Here is a 21,830-nt window from a genome sequence, read left to right as displayed (position 1 = left end):
GTGGACGAGGCCGGTCCCCGGCAGGACGGCGGCGTACTCGTCGTCCGCGCACTGGTGCCCGCCCTCGACGACCTGGTGGTGAAGCTCGTGCAGTCCGGTGTCGCGCTGCGCGAACTCGCCCCCGTCATCTCGCCCCTCGAAGCCGCTTTCCTCGCCCTCACCGACCAGCCGGAGACTGGCCGGTGACCTCGACCACCACTGACCACCGCTACGGACAACGTTGCCAGCAAACCCCCCAACGACGGGCCTGCGTCGTCTTCTGGCATTCCTCCGACGTCGAAGCCGCAGGGCCGGCTGACCACCAACTCGACGTCGCACCAGACGGTCGTCCCACGGCGCGGGCCGCCGGACCGAGGAAGCGGGCAACCGCTTCCAGGCCCGGCCCCCGACCGGTGACACACCGACCCCGCAGAGGCAGTTCGCCGGTCACGGCGCACTGCTCGCACCTCGAAGGGAAACATCAATGCAGGTAACACGGCAGCGTCGGATCGCCGAGAAGGACCAGATCAGCCTTTTCGGCAGACGCGTAGGCCGCCGGGCCACCCTGGTGACGGCGGGCATCGCAGTCGTCCTCGCCGTCACGGGCACCGCTGTCGCCCAGACGGGCCAGTTCGGCACCCAGCAGGTCGGCCAGCAGACGGCCAACGGTCAGGTCATCTCCTCCGACCAGTACATCGACCCGTACGGCAGCCGCACCGTCATCAACGACGGCAAGATCATGTCGTCGACGGTCAGCCCGGACGGCGCCCACCTGGCGGCCGCGGTCACCGACGGTGACGCCGCGCTGGTCATCATGGACCTCAAGACCGGTCAGGTGAAGCAGAAGGTCGGCACCAACGCCAAGGACGACCTGCGCATCAGCAGCGCCTCCGTCGGCCAGGAGGGCCCGACCTACTCGCCCGACGGCAAGCAGCTGTGGCTCGGCCAGAGCGACGGGTACACCAAGTTCACCGTGAACGCGGACGGCACCCTCGCCAACCCGACGGCCGTCTCCATCCCGGCCGACGGCTCCAAGCACGCCCTGGTGGGTGCCGCGGTGTTCTCGGCCGACGGCTCCACCGTGTACTCCGCGGTCAACGGCCAGAACCGCGTCGTCGCCATCGACGCCGCCACCGGGACCATCAAGCAGAGCTGGGCCGTGGGCAACGCCCCGCGCGGCATGACCGTGGTCGGCAGCAAGCTCTACGTCAGCAACGAGGGCGGGCGTCCGGCCAAGGCCGGCGAGACCACCATCAACTCGTACGGCACCCAGGTGCCGGCCGACCCGAAGACCGGTGCCACCACCACCGGCACGGTCAGCGTCATCGACCTCGCGGACTCCGCCGCCGCCGTAGGCAGCATCGACGTCGGTCTGCACCCGACCGCGGTGTACGCGAAGAACGGCGCGGTGTTCGTCACCAACACCGCCGACAACAACGTGTCGGTCATCGACTCCCGCAAGGACAAGGTCGTCCAGACCATCTCCACCCAGCCGTGGCCGGAGGCGTCGGTCGGCTACGAGCCGAACGCGGTGACGCTCACCGACGACGGTCACCTGCTGGTGACGCTGGGCCGCGCCAACGCGGTCGCCGTCTACCGGTACAAGTCCCCGCAGGACCCGGCCGGCTACGTCGGCCTGCTCCCCACGGACTACTTCCCCTCGGAGATCACCACCGTGGGCAAGACCGTGGTCGTCTCCAACACCCGTGGTATCGACGCCCTGCGCCCCGACGCCACCGCCGGTGCGCACGGCACCCACGACACGACCTCCAGCCTGACGCAGTTCACGCTGCCGAGCGACAAGGTCATCAAGTCCGAGACCAGCAAGGTCTTCAAGCAGAACGGCTGGACCAAGAACTCGGTCGAGCTGGCCAAGGGCAACAGCGGCAGCCACAAGAAGGCCGTGCCGGTCCCGACGCAGATCGGCGCCCCCTCGACGATCAAGCACGTCTTCATGATCGTCAAGGAGAACCGGACCTACGACCAGGTCTTCGGCGACATGAAGCAGGGCAACGGCAACTCGGCGTTCACGCAGTTCGGCGAGAACGTGACGCCGAACCAGCACGCCCTGGCCTCGCAGTTCGGACTGTACGACAACTTCTACGACATCGGCACGAACTCCGCCGAGGGCCACAACTGGCTCATGCAGGCCGACAACCCGGAGTACACCGAGTCCTCGGCCGGTGAGTACACCCGCAGCTACGACACCGAGAACGACGCGCTCGGCCACCAGAAGTCCGGCTTCATCTGGACCGGTGCGCAGGCGGCCGGGAAGTCCGTCAAGGACTTCGGCGAGTTCCAGTCGTCCGAGAGCAAGCCGACCGGCGCGTCCTGGCAGAACCTGTACTGCGACGCCAAGACCATGGACGCCACCGGGCAGAAGACCGCCTACCCCATCCAGGTGGGCTCGGCGATCCCGTCGCTCAACGACGTGTCGGTGCAGGGCTTCCCGATGTTCGACACCAGCGTGCCGGACATCTACAAGGAGCAGATCTGGAAGCAGGACTTCGAGAAGAACGGTCCTGCCGACCTGAACATGTTCTGGCTGTCCAACGACCACACCGGCGGTCCCGCGAACGCGGCCGCCCAGGTCGCGGACAACGACCTCGCGGTCGGCCGGATGGTCGACGAGATCTCGCACAGCAAGTACTGGAAGGACTCGGCGATCTTCGTCGTCGAGGACGACTCCCAGGCCGGTCTCGACCACGTCGACGGCCACCGCGCCCCGGTCCAGGTCATCAGCCCCTGGGCCAAGCACGACACCGTCGACAGCCACTACTACTCGCAGATCACGATGGTCCGCACCATCGAGCAGATCCTCGGCGTCCACCCGATGAACCAGAAGGACTCCGCGGCCACCCCGATGTACGGAGCCTTCACCGACAAGCCGGACAACACGCCGTTCACGGCCGTGCCCAACCGGACCTCGCTGACCCTGGGCCTGAGCACCCAGCCCTCCTGCGGCTCGGACACCCCCGCGCCGCAGAACCCCAGCGCGGCGCCCGCGCCGACGACCACCAAGATCCCGGCGGCGCAGCAGAAGGTCGCGGCCGAGTGGACGACCTGGCAGTCGAAGCAGCGGCTGACCGGTTCCAAGGCCGTGCCCGACTTCGCGAACCCCGAGCAGATGGACCACTTCACCTGGTACCAGACGCACAACTTCTCGACGCCGTACCCCGGTGAGAACAAGATCTACGCGCCGAACGACGTGCCCGGCGCCTACATCCCCTCGGCGGAGAACGACGGCTGATCCAGCCAACTGATCCAGCCAACTGATCCGACCAGCCCGCAGGCCCCTGACCGACGTCACCGTCGGCCAGGGGCCTGCGGCCGTTCATTGTTGCCCCGCACGCCCGCCGATCAGCCGTTCACCCGGATGCCCTCCCCGGCTGGCCGCCCCGCCGGACCGGCGCCAGTCTGAACCCGGGTACCGCCGCCGGGCCCAGGCTGCGCTCTGCCTCACGACAGGCCCGGCGAGGCGGATGTCCACGCAGGGTGTGCCCCTCGCAGACAACGTCGCCACGTGAGGGGCACACTCGGGTGGCCCGGGTGCATGACCTGCGGTGCGTTCATCACCTGCGGTGCGTTCATGACGTGCGGTGTGTTCACGACCTGCGGTGCGTTCACGACCTGCGGTCGAGAGCCGTCCGTGGGCCGGTACGGGCGGTCGGAGCGCCGGTTCGGCGCCCGCCCGTACTCGGTCAGGCGGGGGTTTCGGCGGTGGCGGTCAGGACCGCGCGGCCGAGGGTGTGGCCGGACATGACGAAGCAACTCGCCGACCCTCCCGCACGCCGCCGCCTCAGCGCCGCCCTGGACCGTCTCTCCGCCACCTTCCACGGCATGACCGCACATCCGGACGAGCACAACTGCGAGTGCCACTGGGGCAGTTCGGAGGAACTCTTCCTGCTGAAGACGCCCGACGTGGAACTGGAGCCGGGCCTCCTGCGCCGGACCTGGCAGGCCATCGACTGGACCGATCACGCGGCCGTGCTGCGCCGCATCCTGCCGCAGTTCGCCAGGGTCCTGGTCGCCGGTCGCGCGGAACCTCTGTTCGGACTGGAAGAGGCCGGGCACTCCTTCGCCCGCGGCCACTGGCAGCAGTGGCCCGACGAGCACGCCGGTCCGGTACGTGAGTTCCTGCACGCCTGGTGGGTGCAGAGCCTCACCGATCCGGATGCGGCCGTCCCGGCCCACCAGGTCCTGGCGATGTGTGCCGAGGCGTCCGGAACGCTCGGCCCCTGGCTCGCCGACTGGGAGAAGCAGACGGGCCGCCTCAGCGACCGACGTCTCACCGAGGCGGCCGCCGATTGGGAGTACGAACTCCTGGGCGACCGTCTGCCGTGGTACGTCCACTGGTACGAGAACGACGAGGAGGAGATGCGCGCCGAACTGGTCGCCTGGCTCCTCGACCGCGGCGCGGTGCGACTGGGCGAGTCCGGCGCACCGGCGGACCTGCGGCACCGGATACGGCTGCTCGGACTCACCGACGAGGACCGCTGGACGGACCCGCACTGGCCCGGCCACCGCTACTGATGGCCACCGCTACTGATGGCCGCTGCTACTGACGACCCCGCTACTGACAGTAACTGCTACTGACGGCCGACGGGCGCGACGGACCGCGTGGTCGCACGCTCCGTTCCGGCGGGGGGTTCTCCCCGAGCGGGGCTGCGACTCGCGGAAACGCCGCTCGCCGTCTGCCTCGCCCGGGAAGACCCCCCTCCGCGGTTCCCACGTGCTGTGTTCCTTCATGGGAGTGCGGTCGGTGCGCTCCCGCTCAGCAGGAGAGGTTGCCCCCCGGATCGATCCCGAGGATCTGGCTGAAGCCCACGTAGGAATCCACGCGGCTCTGCACCTCGGCGGGGTACTTGCCGTCGCACTCCAGGGCGCCGTTGATGGAGCGGATGGTCTGGCCGAAGCCGGCGTTGTTGACTACGGCATCGTGCGGTGTCATCGAACCCGGGCCGGACTGGGTGTTCCAGTACCACAGGCCGGTCTTCCAGGCGACGGAGGAGTCGCTCTCCACCAGACCCGGGTTGTTCAACAGGTCGATGCCGAGCGCGTCACCCGCGGCCTTGTAGTTGTAGTTCCAGCTGAGCTGCATGGGGCCGCGGCCGTAGTAGGACGCCTGGCCGGCCGGGCAACCGTAGGGCTGGCTGGCATCGCAGTAGGACGGGTAGTTGGCCGTGTTCTGCTCGACGATGTGCGCGAGACCGCCGGTCTCGTGGTTCACGTTGGCCAGGAACGCGGCGGCCTCCCGCTTCTTCAGCGTGTCGTCGCCGGTGTTGGCGAAGGCGGGGTAGGCGCTCAGTGCCGCCCGCAGCCCGTCATAGGTGTAGACGGGATTGCGGTTCGGGAACATCTGGTTGAACTGCGCTTCGCTGACGACGAATCCGGACGTGGGTCCGCTGTCGGCCGGCGGGGCGGGAGCGGGCTTCTGCGCGTCGGGGACCGAAGAATTGCTGCCCGCGGACACGTTCCACTTCTCGTTCGCGGAGCCCTGGCAGTGCCAGATCTGGAGGGGAGTGCGGTTGGCGCTGTTGTACGCGCGCACGTCCAGGCACTTGTTCGCGGCCGGGTTGACGATGTCCTTGGCCTCGGTGATCACCCACTGCTGGGCGGGTCCGCCGTTGCAGTCCGCCAACTGCACGTCCGCCGCGTCGGCGGTGCTGCCGTACCGGACGTCCAGGCACTTGCCGAACGCCCGCAGGGTTCCGTCACCGGGATTGGCCCACTGCTGGGCCGGCGTGCCGTTGCAGTCGTAGAGCTGAACCTGCGTGCCGCTCGTGCTGTTGCCGTCCGCCACGTCGATGCACTTGCCGGCGAAGCCGGTGATCTGACCGCCCACCGCTTCGCCCGCCAAGGACACCTCGGACGGCTGGGAGAGCACGACCCCGGCACCGACTGTACCCAGCACGAGTCCTATCGCCGCGCCGAGGCCGACATTGCGCCGGGTCACGTGCGCTCTCCAGTGGGGGATGGTGAACCTCATGTATGTCACTCCTTGATGGGCTGTGCAGAGGAGGCGGCCGGGAACCGCGGACGCGGGCTGCCGGGTCCCGGGTCCACGTCTCTCACCAACCGTCACGGAGCCCGTCCGCGAGGTCTGCGGGCCGCCTCCCCCTGTCCTCTCCTGACGGCGCCCGTCCCGGCGCGGCCTCGCACGCGCTTCCGCGAACATCGAAACGGGCCTCGGGGAGGAATGGTTCAACAGAAGGGGCGAGGCGAGCGGGTGCCCAGCGCAAATCGCCGACGCCATCAAGACAGCTCAGGACACCGTCACCGGGGCGGGGGCGGGGGCGGGGGCGGGGGCGGGGGCGGGGGCCGGGACCGCGGTCGGGGTCGGGGTCGCAGGCGCGACGGCGGCAGGGGTCGCGCCCCGCGTCGTGACGGAAATCCTGGGCCACTCGCAGCTCGGCGTCGCCATGGACGTGTACACGCACGTCCCCCAGGACACGCAGCGCGAGGCCATGAGCCACCCGGACCGGCTGTTCAGGAGGCGCCCGGTCGTCAGTGACCGCCCCCGTTGCTGTCACACCTGGATGTCACAGGGCGCCTACGGAGATCCGTAGGCGCCCTTTTCCTGATGCCCCCGGTTTTTCCTGGCGCCCCCGGCGGGATTCGAACCTGCGCAACGAAACCCACTCCTGCGACACCCGCTTCAGGAGTTCGGCCAACTGGGCGGCCCGCCTGCCCACCAAGATCATTGCCTGGCTTGGCGAGTGACCTCCGTTGCCACAGCCACCACTGATCACTCAGTGGTGCTCAGGTTGTGAGGGCGGCTGCTGCGTGCGGTACTGGCGAAGATCGTGTGGCAGGTGCTTCACCGCATCGGCGAGCCGTGAACAAGCGTGTTCGATCTCTGAGCGGGCCTGCCTGCGCTCGGTGATCAGCGCCGCGAGGAGCAGCGCGGTCAGCGCGGTGACGCCGTCGAACGCCTGGAGAGTCACCATGTTGGTGAAAAGTCCGTGGCCGGCGAAGGGACCCGTCCCATCCGTGGCGGCGAGGATCGCGAACGTTGACGCGATCATGGCGCACGGGACGGCGCCGGCCCGCTGGAAGCGGAACGCGGCCCAGATCAGGAAGGGAGAGATGAGGAACAGCAGATTCGCGGTTCGCGTCGCCAGGTAAGCGATCCCGATCATGCTCACGAGCAACGCTGCCGCCTCCACCCAACGCCACGGGCTCACGCCCCTCGGCCACCGGGCCGAGCGCAATGCCAGCAGGGCCGTCGAGACCACGAGCACGCCCGTCGCGTCGCCGGCCCACCAGACCGACCAGGCGGGCCAGAAGGCGTTGGCGGGGAGGACGCCGGTCAACACGAGAACCCCGCTGCCAAGGGTCGCGCTGATCAGCATCCCCACGAGAGCGCCGAGGAAGACCAGCGCGAGCGCGTCACGGAAGCGGTTCATCTCGGTGCGGAAGCCCACCCGGCGAAGTAGCAGGTAGGAGCAGACAGGGGCGAGCGTGTTGCCGACGGCGATCACGAGGAGTGCGGCCACCGGCAATCCGAGAGTGACGTTGACGAGAATCGCGCCGAGCGCCACCCCGGGCCACGCCCGCAGACCCAGCAGGAGAAACCCCGCCAGGGCGATGCCCGTGGGCGGCCACAAAGGCGTGACCACATTGCGCACCAGCTGTTCAAGCAGGCCCAGCTTGCCTGCACCGAAATAGATCGCAGCAATGGTGACAATCTGCACGCCCGTGATGCCGTACCGCTTGTACGGCTCAGACAGCGCCGTGTGCGCGCGGCCCTTCATGCCTCTATGATCCCCCGCGACCACCCGCTGGGCACAGCGGCTCGGAGTGGCTGCTCAGCGCTCGTTCGCAGCCGGGTCGTACAAGGCGACGAGCACGGCCGCGTCGTCGTTATGGCCGGTCAGGTCGGCTATCTGGAGCACCCTGGCCGCCACCACGTCAGGCCCTTCGGCAAAGCCGGCGCTGAGCGTCTCGGTCACGCACGACAGTCCGGACTCGATAGGAAAGTCCGGCCCCTCCACCACTCCGTCGGTGAACATGATCAATGCCCCGGCCTGGTCCAGACGTCGATGGGCCACCTCGTACCGCTGCCGAGGGAGGATGCCCAGAGGCATGCCCGTCTCGTCATGGGAGAACTCGCACTCTCCCCCCACGGGGGCCCACAGCATCGGGATGTCTCCGGCGTGCGACACGGCCAGATCGCCGGATTCCGGATCGAATCGTGCGAAGCAGCAGGTCGCGAAACGCTCGCAGCGCATGGCGACGAGCAGGTCGTTCGACCGGCTCAGCACCTGCCCGGGATCGGGGGTCATGTCCGCGACGGCTCGGAGGCTGGTGCGTATCTGCCCCATGACGGCGGCCGCCTCCACATCGTGGCCCTCCACGTCCCCGAGGGTGAGTCCGACAGAGCCGTCATGCAGGATGAAGGCGTCGTACCAGTCACCGCCGACATCGAGTCCTGCCCATGCGGGGGCGTAGCAGGCCGCGATCCGCAGACGGGGCAACTGTGGCAGCTCAGGCGGGAGCATATGGCGCTGCAACGCCGCAGCAAGCTCCACCCGGCTTTCCTGCAGCACGATCCCATCGAACACGTGATCGACCAAACGTGTGAGAGGGGGTTCGGCCTCTCCGGCCCCAATGCTCCACATGGCAGCAGCCCTCCGGTCAGGCACCCCCTCACGTAGAACACCAGGTCGACCTGTCTGCGGTGAATGGGCCAGACGGCCCTAATTCAGCAACATCGACAACTGACGCGAGGCCCGCCAGGGCGAGGCAGCGGTCTCAGTGGACGATGATCTCGCCGAGGCCGAGGCCGAGGTCCACCGGCTGAGGTCCACCGGCCGACTGCGTGCCGCGCCGGCGGCGTGCCCCGCTCCTGGTGGTGCATATACGTCTCCGACGTCCCGACGCTCACCATCCCCTACACGGGGGTGTGGGAGATCGCCTACAACGCCCACGTGAACTTCGCTCTGCCCGCGAGCGGAGGGGTGCTGCTGATCCACACGGACCTGCGCAGCGACAACGGGGTCATGGAGGGCAGTGAAGCAATTACCGGCATTCAATCGGCCTCGGGTTTCGGCTTCCAGGCCACCGCCGGGCGCGGGAACACCGGGGATCCAGCCCCCTGCGGAGGTCTCTACCCAGCAGCCACGACCTGGCCGGCCGTGACCTGAGGAGGGTTGGGAAGCAGCGACACGAGGTTGTCCCGTACGAAGTCCGCCGCTGTCCTGACCGACTCGTCGGCACCGGCCCGGTCTTCATAGATGCTGGTGGAGACCATCACTCCCTCCCCGGCGTCGATCCAGTAGTAGGCCACGAAGCCGGGGACCTGGCGGAGGAGGGGGACGAACCCCTCGTCCACCCGGCGTCCCGCCTCGGCAGGATCCGTCACCCCTTCGTACCGCCGAACCACTGCGTACATGGCTGATCTCCTCGCGTATCCCAAAGGCCACCTTGCTCGAAACGGCATACCCCGCAGCGCGTACCTCCCGTTCGTGGCACGCCCGAAAGACGCTCGGACAGGCGCATGGGTCATCCGAACCGGGCATCTGCTGCGAGCGCGCGGAACGGGGCGTCACGAAACTCCGGTTGGAGCCTTGAATCGCCCCACCCGGTGCTCGGGCTGCCAGGTGCCTCTGCCCCTTCATCGCGCGGCCACGCTGCCGGGTCCGCGCGGTAGCCAGGCAGGCTGCTCCTCTTTCGGGTCATGACCTCACCCGGACTCGTTGGCCAAGTCTCCCCGGACCCCTGCTGAACAGGCGCGATGGACGCACGCGAAGGGGTTGTCCAGGAACACCTGGTTGCGGCTCACGCTCACTGGAATATCACGTTCCGTTTATGAGTGAATACGGAGCGTTCCGGCTCGCTCGCCTCTCCTCGTGGGCCTCGACGAAAGGGCACAGCCATGTCTTCGGCCATGCGCAAGACGACGAAAACTCCGGCGGTACGACGGCTTGCCGCCACGGCCGCCGCGTTCGGCAGCTGCCTGGCGCTCGCCGGCCCGGCGGCAAGCGCCGACGCGGCGCCCGCCGACCCCGTACCGACCGTCTTCTTCGGCGACTCCTACACCGCCAACTACGGCATCGCTCCCGTGAACCACGAAGGCAGCGAAAAGTTCTTCTGCTTCCAGGCGAAGGAGAACTACCCCACCGTCGCCACCCGGCGCCTCGCGGACAAGGGCATCACGCTCGACGTCCAGTCGGACGTCTCCTGCGGAGGCGCACTCATCCATCACTTCTGGGAGAAGCAGGAGCTGCCCTTCGGCCTCGGCGAGCTCCCGCCGCAACAGGACGCGCTCAAGGCCGACACCCAGCTGGCCGTGGGCAGCATGGGCGGCAACACGCTGGGCTTCAACCGCATCCTGAAGCAGTGTTCCGCCAAGCTCCGCGGCGATGAGGGGGCTCTGCTGCCCGGCACGCCGGTGGACGGGGACCAGCCGGCCGCCGCGTGCCGCGACTTCTTCGCGTCCGGGGACGGGAAGGAGTGGCTGGACGGCCAGTACGAGCGGGTCGGCTGGGACCTGGAGGAGCTGCTCGAACGCATCCGGTACTTCTCCCCCGACGCGAAGCCCGTCCTGGTCGGCTATCCCAGGCTGGTGCCCGCGGACACGAAGAAGTGCCTGACCGCGGCGCCCGGCCAGACGGAACTGCCGCTCGCCGACATCCCGCAGGACGCCCTGCCGGTCCTGGACCAGATCCAGAAGCGGCTGGACGGCGACATGAAGAAGGCCGCCGCGGACGCCGGCGCCGACTTCGTGGACCTCTACGACCACACCGGGAACAACACGGCGTGCGACGGCGCGGGCCGGGGCATCGGCGGCCTGCTGGAGAACTCCCGGATCGACTTCGGCGGCGGCCAGAAGCTCCCGTGGTACTTGCACCCCAACGAGAAGGGGCGCGACATCCAGGCCGAGCGGGTGGCCGACAAGGTCGAGCAGATCCTCAACCGGTAAGGGCACAGCCCCCAGCTGGGAACCGGACCCGCGCCCTTACCCCGCGCGCAGCCCCGATCCCCCGTTGCCGACGGCAGCATGACCACGGGCCCCGCTTCCTGGCCGTACCCCACCCAGCACGCTCTCCTGAGACCGGCAGACGGTGGCCGCTTTTTCGCAGTGTGCCCCGCACGGCGCGGTCAAGTACCCGGAGCACCCTCCGAAAACCCCACTGGACCGACCTCACCCCGCACCTCAGTGACTGCGGCCTCTGCCGCCTTCGGGCAGCGGGGGCCGTTTCGTCATGCCCGGGTGCGCTCCCGACCACGATGCGCGCGGTGATCTTCGACGTCGGCGAGTGCCTCGTCGACGAGACCACCGAATACGGCACCTGGGCCGGCCGGCTCGGCGTACCCCGGCACACCGTCCACACCATGTTCGGCGCCGTCATCGCCCAAGGCCGCGACTACCGCGACACCTTCCAGGAGTTCCGGCCCGGCTTCGGCCTGTACGCCGAACGCGAGCGCCGCGCCGAGGCGGCCCGGCCGGGACCTTCAGTGAGGCGGACCTGTACCCGGACGTACGAGACGCGCTCGCCGCGCTGCGGGCGGACCGGCTGCGGCCGGGTATCGCCGAGAACCAGCCGGTTTCGCGCGGGCCGGATCCCGCGTGAGCCGTACTCCAACGACGTGGACCTGATCGGCACGTCCGACGACCGGGGCGCCGGCAAGCCCGAGCGCGCGTTCTTCGACCGCGTCGCCGAGGGCGTGCCCGCGGAGGCTCCCGCGCAGGCCGACGAGATGCTGTACGTCGGCGACCGCGTGGACAACGACATCCGTCCGGCCCGCCAAGCCGTGGCGCACACCGCGCTCGTGCGTCAGGGGTACCTGCACGAAGGCACCCACCCGTACCGCTCCGCAGCCGACCACATCGTCTGCCGACAGAACTCCCGGATCGCCCCGGCCGAGCAACTCGACGAACACACGGCCGTGGTCGTCACCGCACCCGACCGCATCTTCCGGGAAGTCCAACGGCACTACATCACCCTGCGCGACCACGTCTGGCGATCAGGCGTCCTCGGCCCGTATGCGGATGCCGGCCGGCGTATCTGTGTTCCGTCGACGGTCGTCCTGTTCTGCGCTCTGACTCGGTCAGAGCAAGCCGCCCCACCCCCTGGCCGGGGTGGGGCGGGGCGGTCAACGTTTGTACGGACGTTTGTACGGCCTGCCCCCGCCGACGAACGCGGCAGGGGCAGCCGTCTGCGGTCCGGGCCTCCCCGCCCGGTGGCCGCAGCTGACAACGAGCCTGTGTCTGGCGCACGACGGCAGCCCGCCGTCCTCGTCCCGCTTGGCAGCGCAGGCGCTACTTGCTGCGATCAAGTCCCCTGACCAGGCGAAGATCGAACCATGATCGCCGGGTGAGGTGGACGCCACGTGGACTTTAATCACGAAACGGGTCCTCTGTCCGCATAGAACAGAGCGCCCGTACGGCGCTGACCTGCTACACAAGCTGTGCCCCCGGCAGGATTCGAACCTGCGACACCTGGTTTGGGAGATTTCCCTGGTCAGGTCCGTGACCTGCATAAACGTCGATCGCAGGACAGCTGACCTGGTCAGATGCCCCTCCGTGGTTCTCGCTTGTTCGCGCGATTTCCCGTCCTCATGTGTGCTGAATCCGTTCCGGCGGGACTGCCCGCGAGACGGCTACTCACCCACCCGCCTTGCGTCGCGGACGTGGGAGGCCCTGCCACTCGTCTCACGGTCTGGGCTGCGCCGATGCAGTGCACGTTTGCCGGAGCATTTCAGGCTGCTCATGGCGATCGCCGGTCCCGCCCTGGTCGCTCACTGCGTGCGCGGCCGGGGGCTTGTCAGTGCGAGCCGCCGAGGAAGTGCTACCTGGTAGCACCGAGTGCTACCGTGATTGATATGAGCGTTCAGCCCGAAATCACTCAGCGGGATCTGCGTAACCGGTCCCGAGAGATCATGGACGCCATACAGGGCGGCCAGTCGTTCACCGTCACCCGTGACGGGCACCCTATCGGTCAGCTCGTCCCGCTGCGGCGACGTCGTCGGTTCGTCTCCCGTCAGGAGTTCGCCGCGCTGTCGAGGACCGCCCCCGACACCGGCCTCGACACCTTCCGTGCCGACCAGGACGCCACGGCCGACACGTATCTGGACGATCCCTATGCCCCCTAACGGCTCGACGTACGAGCAAGGACTCCTCGACACCAACATCATGATTCTGCGTCGGTGGGTGGCTCCCGAAGAACTGCCCGACGAAATGGCGATCACCGCCATCACCCTGGCCGAGTTGTCCGCCGGTCCGCACGAGGTCCGTCGCAACGACGAACAGAGCCGCTACGACGAACACGCCGAACGCGCCCGCAGGCTCGACGTTCTGCAACGCGCCGAGAGCGAGTTCGACCCCATCCCCTTCGACGCCGACGCGGCCCGCATCTACGGTCGCATCTGTGCCGCGGTGATCAGCACGGGTCGTAAGCCGCGCCGCCGGGTGGCCGACCTGATGATCGCTGCCATCGCCGTGGCCGAGGACCTTCCCCTCTTCACAACCAACCCAGAAGACTTCAAGGGGCTGGACGATCTCCTCACTGTCGTACCGGTCACCCGTCCAAAGGTCCCTCACGAAGGCTGATACCAGGGCACCGGGTCCGTGGGAGCGCAACGGACTTCGTGGTGCGAGCGCGGCATGGGCGCGATCACGCAGCAAGGCCGGTTCGGGGATCAAACCTCCTGAACCGGCCCTTGGCACAGTGCTCCAGGTAGAATTCGAACCTGCTACACCCGCTTTCGGAGTTCGATCCGAGGCCGCTCTGGCCGCTCTGGCCGCTCTCGTCAACTGGTGCCACGGCCGGACGGAGACGCTGGTGTACGCCGCCGTCCGGCGTCGTTGATGTCAGCCGTGGATGTCGGAAGCCTTCTGATCCGTAGCTCTGGAGAGATCGGTCATTGGAGGTCATACAGGCTGCCGGCAGTCTGCTGAGGACCGCTGTTGGGTGCTACCGGTGGCTGGGGTTGTAGTGCTTCGCTGCTGTACCACAACTCCCTGCTGTCAGGCCGTTGCCATGCTTCTTGCTAGAAGCCGTCCGGCCACCCCTCGTGTTCTGGAAGGCTTAGGCCGGTGAGCCTGTAGCGGTCTGAGACCTCGTCCGCTTGCTGCTGGGTTCGATCTCGTAGCAGCGCCAAAGCCTCGTTGAACTCCCTCTCAGAGCCAGAACCGAAGCGCTCACCGTTGTGCCCGCCAGCTTCGAGGAAGTTCGTGAAGCCTTCACGTATTGCGCGTAGCCAGGTGCGCAGGTCGGTCTTGCCCGGCTTCTCCAGTTGGTCTAGGTACTCGGCCAGCTTCGCCCGGCACTCAGAGGCCGACGCGAGGCAACGCGCGGCTTCGACCTGCGGGCGGGCACGCCCGACCGTCAACACACGCTTGTCGGCGAGGAAGTCCAAGACCTTCTGTGCAACGACTTTGTCCGACTTTGTGAACTCCCAGTTGACGCCAAACCCGAACGCACTCAAGGCCGTTGGCCGGATGCCCATTGGTTTCCCATTCCCGGTCGATTTCCTGTGTCTATCAGCCTCCGTGCCGCCGACGTGCCTTATCAGCGGGACCCATGCTCTCAGCTTGGGAAGCTGCGGTCATTCGCGGGCGGTTCGGGGGCTGACCTGGGTGAACGGCCGGACTGTGGCCACTTCGGGCTGGGCCGCTTTCACCGTGGTTCCCCGCTGTTCCCCGCTCGATCTGGTGCGGATGTGGTGCGCTGGTACCCCGGCGCAATGGGCCGGGGCCGCCCGGAGGCTCAACCGATGAGCTCCTGGATTGCTGCCACGACGTTGAACACTGCTGGCAAGACGAAGATGCTCCCGACGCCGATCCACGCGCACCCGGCAGTTCGATGGCCGCGGCTTGGCGGCGGTGGTTGGATCAGTCGATCGCCCGCTCTCATCGTCTCGTTCGGAGCGATCAGACTGCGCCCGGTTCGGCGTTGTCTCCGCCCCAGCCATATGAAGACAACCGCTGCCATCGCCGTAAAGGCGGCCAACTGAAAATGCTCACTCGGTGAATCAGCCCCAGCAAGCGTCATGGCCATGTGCGACATAAGGTTTCTCCCCCCAGAGGATCACGGTGGGTGGATCACCTCACGACGATTCAACCATGTCAAGCCGGTTGCGCCGCAGGTACGTTGCTCGCAACACTCTTTCCAGCTGTGGTGGTCGTCCTGGGGGCCTCGGACGGGGCTGTTCACCTGCGTTCATGGGCGGCCAGCCATGGGAGCGGCTACCGGCTTCGCCCCCGTCTGAACGGCCGTGAACGGCGCTGAACGAGACGGAAACTGAGACGGTCGGATGGGCCGGGCTCGCTAGCATCGTCGCTGTTGAAGGGGGGAGTCATGACACTCGTCCGCAAGGGATCGCGACGGATCGTGGTTGACGGCACGGCCTACCGCTGGCGACTGCGAGGCAGGCCGACGTACTTCCAGGGCTTGGCCTGGTCGCCGTGCACGTTCGCGGTCGAGCATGCGGACACCCCGGGTATGACGCTCGTAGTCACCACCGACCAGCCGCATCCGAGCAACTGGATCGGTCGTGAGGCTGGCCCTGTACGGCCGTCCGGTGTTGCTGCGGCTGTTCGGCTTGCGCTGGGTGAGGGGTGGACTCCGACGGCTCCGGGCTCCGCGTTCCACATCGACCAGTCCGCCGGCTTCGCGCCCACCCACTGAATGGAGCAGGGGAATTGTCGGTGCTGTCCCTGCGCCGACGACAGTTAACCACCGTGGTGGGTGCGTCGACCGATCAGGCGCGCGTGTGTCTCGCTGTACCCCCACCGGCCTTAGCCACGCTATCCGTGTGTCCGTCAGCCAGAGCAAGCCTCAACGGGCTGGTCCGTAAAGACGAAGCGGAGATTCTCAGCTTGGGAAGCTGCGGGCACTGGGAGCTGGTTGGAGCGCTGAACTGGGCGAACAGTTCGCGCAGGGCCTCGCCGGTCTCGGCGGCGTTCACCGTGATTCCCCGCTGTTCCCGGCTCGATCTGGTGCGCTTGTGGTGCGGGTCGCATAGCTTCGGAGGTCATGTTCATGGGGCGCATTGTCAGTGCCCACGGCTAGGGTCTCAGACGCGCGGCCGGCTTCCGAGGTGTCCAGCTCTGTAGAGCAGTTGCATCCCCGGCTCTGTCTGGGGGCGGCCCAGGTACGACCTGGGACCTAACCAACGGTCGGGCTTCGTCGATGGCCAAGGAGAGACCTGCCAGCGCCGGCCGCGCACCGAGAAAAGCACCGTGTGATCGGGGCGTGCTGCACCGTCTTGAGCGCGGCAGCATACGTGCGAGAGACCCCGGTGCCCTTGAGGTGTTGGGGACTGCCAGGCACCATCGAAGGGTTTTGACGCTTGGGGCTTCTGGCCTTAGATCTTCGCTTGTCGAACGTCTGGGCGCCCCACCGCCGGAGGCTCAGCACATCTTGCCCACCTTCGCCTTGCCTCTTGCTGGAGGCGACGTTCAGAGAACCGAGCACTCTTTAATGCGCCTTCGCCGTACCGTTGCCGTGGCTGCCCTTCCGATCGCTCTGCTCCTTACTGCCTGCAACGGCTCCGAGTACAGCGGCCCGGCAGACGGGCCCGCGGCCAGGCCCTCCCTGTCCGACGCCACCCTTGAGAAGCTCACCATGGTGGGGACCGTCGCCGGCCTCCGGGTGACCGAGCCGGCAAAGGACTCGCTTCCGGAGGGGGCGTACCGGGCCGACAAGGAGGAGTGCCTACCCATTGCGCAGCTGGCCTTGACCGATACGCCGCGCCCCGCGACCGCCCGGGCCGTCCGCGAATTCTCGGGCCCTGGCGAGCTGAACTCCATCGTCGGGAACCTGTGGGTGACTGTCCATCAGGGAGGCGATGCCCGCTCGGCGCTCGACGATGTCCGCAAGGCGCTCACGGAGTGCTCGGGCAGCTTCAAGGTTCCCGGCGCCCCCATGATCTACCGCGACCTCGAAGCGGCCCAGGCCCCGGATCTCGGGGACGATTCCGTCGGCTTCCGGTTCACCACCAGCGTCTTCGGCGTAAGCAGTCCCGCGACCTACGCCGTCGTCCGCACCGACAACATCCTCACGACGGTGATGGTGATCACGGACACGATTCCGCGGCGCCTGCTGGAGGCGCAGCTTGCAAAGCTCCCCGGCTGAGGAGGGCACACAAAGGGCGCACAACGCATCAGGGCCGGTTTCCTGTGAAGGAAACCGGCCCTGAGCTTCTCTGCTTCAGCTGTCGGGGTGACGGGATTTGAACCCACGACCTCTTCGTCCGAAGCAACTTGGGCAGGTTCTCCATCTTGGGCCAGGGCACTGCTCACCTGCGGCGGTCGTCCGTTGGCGTCCGTGGCTGTCCACCGGTCCGTAGGTGTTGTCATGCAGTTAGACACTCGTCCCGCAACTCCGGTGGGTCCGCCAACTGCCCCCGGGATCTGGCGCGCCAGCTCCTCAACGATCTCGGCCATGACCCGTTGGGCGCGCGAGGTAGCAGGCCAGCAGGACTTGCCACCGCAATGCGCTCGGCGAGACTGTCGGGGTGATCGAAGTCGCGTGGGCTGCTCTGGGCACGGCCCTTGAAGCGGTCGGATTCCTGATCAGCTTGTTCCTAGTGCTCGCGCTGCCGGGCATAGTCGTATGGGGGATATCGGAGGCGGTCGACCCGCGTGACGTGTTGCGGGTCCGTGGTTCCTGCAACGGTTGCTTGCCCTGGCCGAACTCGTCGGACGAGCATTGCTCGCCGCGGGCGAGTGGGTGTATCAACACACTCTGGGCCGTGTAGCGAGCGCCTATGTCCGGCGGAGCAGACGCGGGGTTGCGGCGCATCTGGCGTGGGTGAGACGGCCTTTTGGCCGGGACGCCTACAGGCTGTTTCCCGTCGGTCGGCAGGTGCGCGCGGCGTTGCGCTCGTGGCATCAGGTCGCGCCGCTGGCTGCGGTCGCGTACCTCGTCAAAGCGTTCATCTTGTTGCAGATCCTGCTCAACCTGGGGGCATCGTCAATGTCGTCACCAGGTGGTCGTTCCATGTGTGGGCGGAGAGCGAACGAGCTCCTGTTGTGGTGGACGCCCGGCGGCGGCTTGTGGGGTCCGGCCCGACAGGTCGAATGGACCGGCGAGCAACCAGATATCGATGTGACGGTAGTGACGACTTTCCGGGCGTTTCGGTGAGTCGATCTGGAGGAAGGCCATCCAATACCTTCCAGCACTTGGTACTCCGGAAGGCCACCCCGCCGAAGCGGCTACTGCGGTGTTCGGGCTCGTTCTGACTGTTGCGATTCTCCTTGCGCTACGAGTCGTGCTGGGAGTTCTCGGCCGGCGCGGGCCGACCCGGCCAGACGACGGGCACGGTCCAGGCTTTGCCTCCCCTCGTACTCGCGGGTGGTGGCTGTGGTCGCTGCTGAGTCTGCGCCCGGGGGCGGCCAGGCGTACTCGGCCTGTCGCGGTTCTGATCGACTGTGTTGGCCGCGTGGGGGCGGCGCGGCGGTATTACCAGACCCCGTCACACAGCCTCATAGCCCTGTCTATGCTCCGCGCGTGGGCCTCTTCAGGGTTGAGCAGGTGGTGTGGTCGGCATGGAAGGTCCGGCACCGTCGGGTGCCCGGTCCGCGCCGGCACGAGTACCGGAAGCATGCGGCCGACGTAGTAGGGGCGAGGAATGGCAGCGCCAGCGCCAACACCGCCAGACCGACGAGCCGAACAACAAGACCGACAAGAAGCACCCGTGGCAAGAAGCCGGACTCGTCCACACCTGGGAGGACGGCCGCGCCTATCACCCCGAGTACCTGTCCCAGGCATTCGGGCGGCTGATCAAGAAACTGGACCTGCCGCCCGTCCGGCTCCACGATCTCCGCCACTGCGCAGCGACGCTCTCCCTGGCCGCCGGCATCCACATGAAGAAGATCCAGACTCTCCTCGGCCACAGCAGCTACTCACTGACGGCCGACACGTACACGTCAGTGCTGCCGCAGTTCGAGAGGGCCGAGGCGGATGCAGCCCTTGCCGTCGTCCCACGGGCCGAGAGCCCGGAAGAGGCCCAGACCGACCCCGAACTCCCGGGCGACGAGCAAGAGGCGCCCGACGCTCCCGCCGACGAGACCGAGGGGCCCGATGTTCCCGACGGGAGGGCCGCCTGACGGCGCGTTCCCAGAATGTTCCCAGCAGACATGAGAAGGGCCCTCCTCCGTGATCTCCCCGGAGGAGGGCCGGGCCCTTCTCACGTTCATCCTGTCCCCGGGCAGCCGGCCTGCCAGAACGGATTCGCCGTGGTACGAGGAGTAGCGTGGAGACGGCGAGGCGACTCCCGTGATCGCACCGATTCCCGAAGACGGGTGATCCTCATGACCGGCTCCGATGCGCGGCCTGTTTCCCGGCATCTGCCCAGTGGTGTTCACGAGGCCGTGCAACCGGGGTGTGCGCTGCTTCGGCTGGAGACCACGGAGGCACGCGAGGGCGTCCTCGACGGTGCGTGGTGGCCGCGGTCGCGCGACATCGGCGCCGAACTGCCCGCGCTGCTGAGCGCCCTCATCGGCCACCTCGGCCCCGTCACACGCGTCGGGCTGGACGCCGCAGCCTGGGAAGGGCTCCCGACGCGGATCGTCGTCGAGGACCGGGTGGTGCGCATCGACTCTTTTCCGGTGGGCGACGACACCGTCCTGATCACCCGCGGCGATCAGGACATCTTCTCGTTGCTGGTGGTTCCACCGGACGCGGCACCCGAGGCCGCCCGCGCAGCGATGGCTCAGGCCGTCCGGGCCGACAACGTCACCCGGGCGGAACAGATTCTCATCGACACCGGAAGCGCACAGGTGCCGCCGCCGGTCTGAGAGCGAGCCGTGGGCGGCGGAGCGACACCGGACGACACCGGTGAGGTCAGCCGCGCCACTCCACCAGGAGCAGCGTCGCGTCGTCCGTGGTGTGTCCGCCCCGCGCCCGCTTGAGCGCGTGGGACAAGGAGCGCGCCACCGTCCGGATCCCGCGGCCGGATCTCTCCAACTGGTTCACCCAGCCGATCAGCTGACCTTCTCCGAACTGATCTTCACCCGTCGCGTGTTCCTCGATCAATCCGTCGGTGAAGCAGAGGAGACGGTCCCCGGGCTCCAGCTTCATCTCGCACATCTGTGGCTCGGGACCGCCGAAGCCGACAGGGAGGGTCGTCGGACCGCTCAGCCGGAGGGCCACACGATGATCACGGACGACCATCGGTGACGGGTGCCCGGCGTTGACCCACTGAAGATGTCCCGTCGCGGTGTCCAACTGCAGCATCTGCGCGGTCACGAAGTGCTCGGGGCCGAACTGGTCCGCCACGGCGCGGTCCATGAAGTCGTAGATCTCCGGCAGCCCGGTCCCGGCGCGGCGGGCGTGGCGGTAGGCACCGATGGCCACGGTGGCCATCGTGGCCGCGTCCAGGCCGTGGCCCATCGCGTCGATCATGGCCACGTGCAGGACGTCTCCGTTGAGGGCGTAGTCGAAGCTGTCCCCCGCCACGTCATAGGCGGGTTCCAGGATCCCGGCCACGGCGACCCGAGGCATGATCATCGCCAGCGGTGGCAGCAGGGACCACTGGATCTCTGCGGCGACGCTCATCGGTTCACCGCGTCGGACACCGAAGAAAAGGTCGGAGTAGCCGTGCTTGGTCACCAGCAGGTCGGCCACCAGGCCGGCGATCCTGCGCAGGATACGGCGGTCGTGGTCATCGACGCCGTCCAACGTCACTGCCATGACCCCGACCTGGTCTCCGCCGTCCAGCAGCGGCAGGTGGACCCGCACGCCGTCGTCTTCGGGCTGCTCGACGGGGTGAGCGTCGAGAAAACAGCGGCCCGCCTCGGAGTCGTCGATCACCTGCGGTTCGCCCTCCGTGAGGCCGTCGCCGGGCAGGGGTACCAGCAGCAGTTGTCCGTAGTCCTGCAGCAGCACCTGCGGCCGACGGCCCCCGAGGCGCTCCATTACGTCGGCGACCAAGGGCCCGATGAGATGGGGCGGCAGTTCGTGCGCGCGATCGAGGACCTCGCCCAGCAGAGCTTCCCCGAAGCTCTCGGAGCGGTCCGCGCACCGTCCGGTCGTCATCCACTCACCCGCCACGGGCCGGGCCGGCCAGGGAGCGGGCTGGGACGACGCAGGGTCTGCCGGTGTCATCGCTCCATCGAGGGGTCGTAGACGCCCGGATCGGCCGGGCATGTGGGCCCGACCGGATGGGGCTCCTCATCTGAGTCCGGCTCCTCCTTCCGACTCCCATGTGTCCTGGCCGTCGGGGCCGCACTCGGCGAGTGCGAGCAGGCGCGGAGCCGACAGGGAGTTCCCGGGGGCGGCGGCAGCGATCAGCAGCTCGGCAGCCGTTCCGGCCGGCTCGTCCGGTGGGATCACCAGCAGTTCCCAGCGCCCCACGGTGCCGCAGTCCACGGTGATGGCATGCGCCTCGGCGGCGAGGTCGGTCAGGACCACCTCGATCACATGCCCGGGCGCCATCACTTTCTGCGGGGCATCCGGCCAGGCGGCGGTCCCCACGGTGACATGGGTGACGGTGCCGACGCCCGGATCCAAGGAGCCGACCAGCGCGGGCAGCTCCAGCTCCAGTTCGGCGCAGCGCGGCCACCACGCCCCGTCCAGAGGGCCGTGGCTCGCGTCCCGCGTGAGTCGCAGCCGGGGCAAGGGCATCCGGTAGGTGTGTCCGTCACCCGGTGCCGGACCTTCGGAGGGCTTGGTGATGGCGTCCATAGTGCGGTCCCGTCCCAGGCGGCCTCCGGCTGCCGGTGTCTGTCACTCGCCGGGAACGGCGCCGCCGTGGTCGTGCGCCCGAAAAGCTCTCGGTACGTGCCAGGCTACTCCGGCCGTGGCGGACGGCGCGGCGCGCAGCCGTCGCGCGGAGATATACCCGTACGGCAGACGACGGGTGGCGTGACCGCCGCGACCGGCACGAACGCCGGC

At 68.0% G+C, this 21,830-nt stretch carries 17 protein-coding genes and 3 pseudogenes; 13 read left to right on the top strand and 7 right to left on the bottom strand.

The window, feature by feature from the left end:
- From ACFC09_RS33060 to ACFC09_RS33050, 3 genes and pseudogenes are all read left to right on the top strand, one after another.
- Positions 1-186: pseudogene (locus ACFC09_RS33060) on the top strand (ABC transporter ATP-binding protein); the annotation flags it as partial.
- A gap of 277 nt (positions 187-463) precedes the next feature.
- On the top strand, positions 464-3,229 hold the full coding sequence (locus ACFC09_RS33055; protein ID WP_376534335.1) for a phosphoesterase: 2,766 nt from the start codon (positions 464-466) through the stop codon (positions 3,227-3,229).
- Positions 3,230-3,738: 509 nt separating this feature from the next.
- Positions 3,739-4,512, top strand: a complete 774-nt coding sequence (locus ACFC09_RS33050) for a hypothetical protein (protein ID WP_376534333.1) — start codon at positions 3,739-3,741, stop codon at positions 4,510-4,512.
- Positions 4,513-4,753: 241 nt separating this feature from the next.
- Here the strand turns inward: ACFC09_RS33050 and ACFC09_RS33045 are convergent, their stop codons facing one another.
- Complete coding sequence (locus tag ACFC09_RS33045; protein ID WP_376534331.1) at positions 4,754-5,968, bottom strand: glycoside hydrolase family 19 protein; 1,215 nt, start codon at positions 5,966-5,968, stop codon at positions 4,754-4,756.
- A gap of 367 nt (positions 5,969-6,335) precedes the next feature.
- Between ACFC09_RS33045 and ACFC09_RS33040 the strand changes: the two are divergent.
- Positions 6,336-6,548: pseudogene (locus ACFC09_RS33040) on the top strand (hypothetical protein); the annotation flags it as partial.
- Between the two features lie 183 nt (positions 6,549-6,731).
- Here the strand turns inward: ACFC09_RS33040 and ACFC09_RS33035 are convergent.
- Positions 6,732-7,736 (bottom strand): MASE1 domain-containing protein, encoded by a 1,005-nt coding sequence (locus tag ACFC09_RS33035; RefSeq protein ID WP_376534329.1) that lies wholly within the window; start codon positions 7,734-7,736, stop codon positions 6,732-6,734.
- Positions 7,737-7,790: 54 nt separating this feature from the next.
- Positions 7,791-8,603: a PP2C family protein-serine/threonine phosphatase gene (locus ACFC09_RS33030; RefSeq protein WP_376534327.1), complete on the bottom strand. Its 813-nt coding sequence runs from the start codon at positions 8,601-8,603 to the stop codon at positions 7,791-7,793.
- Between the two features lie 216 nt (positions 8,604-8,819).
- Here ACFC09_RS33030 and ACFC09_RS33025 point away from each other — a divergent pair, with 216 nt between their 5' ends.
- Entirely contained in the window at positions 8,820-9,128 is a 309-nt protein-coding gene (locus tag ACFC09_RS33025; protein WP_376534325.1) for a hypothetical protein, read from the top strand.
- Here the strand turns inward: ACFC09_RS33025 and ACFC09_RS33020 are convergent.
- Positions 9,092-9,376 (bottom strand): hypothetical protein, encoded by a 285-nt coding sequence (locus tag ACFC09_RS33020; protein ID WP_376534323.1) that lies wholly within the window; start codon positions 9,374-9,376, stop codon positions 9,092-9,094. The genes ACFC09_RS33025 and ACFC09_RS33020 overlap by 37 nt on opposite strands.
- Before the next feature lie 483 nt (positions 9,377-9,859).
- Here ACFC09_RS33020 and ACFC09_RS33015 point away from each other — a divergent pair, with 483 nt between their 5' ends.
- The 4 genes and pseudogenes from ACFC09_RS33015 (at position 9,860) to ACFC09_RS33000 (ending at position 13,537) form a co-directional block, all read left to right on the top strand.
- Positions 9,860-10,906 (top strand): SGNH/GDSL hydrolase family protein, encoded by a 1,047-nt coding sequence (locus ACFC09_RS33015; RefSeq protein ID WP_376534321.1) that lies wholly within the window; start codon positions 9,860-9,862, stop codon positions 10,904-10,906.
- Positions 10,907-11,214: 308 nt separating this feature from the next.
- Positions 11,215-12,273: pseudogene (locus ACFC09_RS33010) on the top strand (HAD family hydrolase).
- Positions 12,274-12,810: 537 nt separating this feature from the next.
- Positions 12,811-13,080, top strand: coding sequence for a type II toxin-antitoxin system Phd/YefM family antitoxin (locus tag ACFC09_RS33005; RefSeq protein ID WP_376534319.1), 270 nt, complete (start codon positions 12,811-12,813; stop codon positions 13,078-13,080).
- A complete protein-coding gene (locus tag ACFC09_RS33000; protein ID WP_376534317.1) occupies positions 13,070-13,537 on the top strand; it encodes a type II toxin-antitoxin system VapC family toxin in 468 nt (155 codons plus the stop codon). The genes ACFC09_RS33005 and ACFC09_RS33000 overlap by 11 nt, the downstream gene beginning before the upstream one ends.
- 440 nt (positions 13,538-13,977) lie before the next feature.
- On the opposite strand, the gene ACFC09_RS32995 is transcribed toward ACFC09_RS33000, so the two are convergent.
- Positions 13,978-14,436, bottom strand: coding sequence for a DUF6650 family protein (locus ACFC09_RS32995; RefSeq protein ID WP_376534315.1), 459 nt, complete (start codon positions 14,434-14,436; stop codon positions 13,978-13,980).
- A gap of 2,120 nt (positions 14,437-16,556) precedes the next feature.
- On the opposite strand from ACFC09_RS32995, the gene ACFC09_RS32990 reads away from it, so the two are divergent.
- From ACFC09_RS32990 to ACFC09_RS32975, 4 genes are all read left to right on the top strand, one after another.
- Positions 16,557-17,066 (top strand): hypothetical protein, encoded by a 510-nt coding sequence (locus tag ACFC09_RS32990; RefSeq protein ID WP_376534313.1) that lies wholly within the window; start codon positions 16,557-16,559, stop codon positions 17,064-17,066.
- 543 nt (positions 17,067-17,609) lie between these two features.
- Complete coding sequence (locus ACFC09_RS32985) at positions 17,610-18,077, top strand: hypothetical protein (protein WP_376534311.1); 468 nt, start codon at positions 17,610-17,612, stop codon at positions 18,075-18,077.
- Positions 18,078-18,481: 404 nt separating this feature from the next.
- Positions 18,482-19,042 carry a tyrosine-type recombinase/integrase gene (locus ACFC09_RS32980; protein ID WP_376534309.1) on the top strand — a complete coding sequence of 187 codons (561 nt, stop codon included), beginning with the start codon at positions 18,482-18,484 and terminating at the stop codon, positions 19,040-19,042.
- Positions 19,043-19,246: 204 nt separating this feature from the next.
- Complete coding sequence (locus ACFC09_RS32975) at positions 19,247-19,732, top strand: DUF5994 family protein (protein WP_376534307.1); 486 nt, start codon at positions 19,247-19,249, stop codon at positions 19,730-19,732.
- A gap of 46 nt (positions 19,733-19,778) precedes the next feature.
- On the opposite strand, the gene ACFC09_RS32970 is transcribed toward ACFC09_RS32975, so the two are convergent.
- Both ACFC09_RS32970 and ACFC09_RS32965 read right to left on the bottom strand, forming a co-directional pair.
- Positions 19,779-20,972, bottom strand: coding sequence for a PP2C family protein-serine/threonine phosphatase (locus ACFC09_RS32970; protein WP_376534305.1), 1,194 nt, complete (start codon positions 20,970-20,972; stop codon positions 19,779-19,781).
- Between the two features lie 135 nt (positions 20,973-21,107).
- Entirely contained in the window at positions 21,108-21,620 is a 513-nt protein-coding gene (locus ACFC09_RS32965; RefSeq protein WP_376534303.1) for a DUF5994 family protein, read from the bottom strand.
- Positions 21,621-21,830: the final 210 nt, after the last annotated feature.

The organism is Streptomyces sp. NPDC056161 (genome assembly GCF_042268025.1).
Lineage (GTDB): Bacteria > Actinomycetota > Actinomycetes > Streptomycetales > Streptomycetaceae > Streptomyces.
Note: the sequence above shows the minus strand (reverse complement) of the source record. Positions and strands in the feature narration are given on the sequence as shown.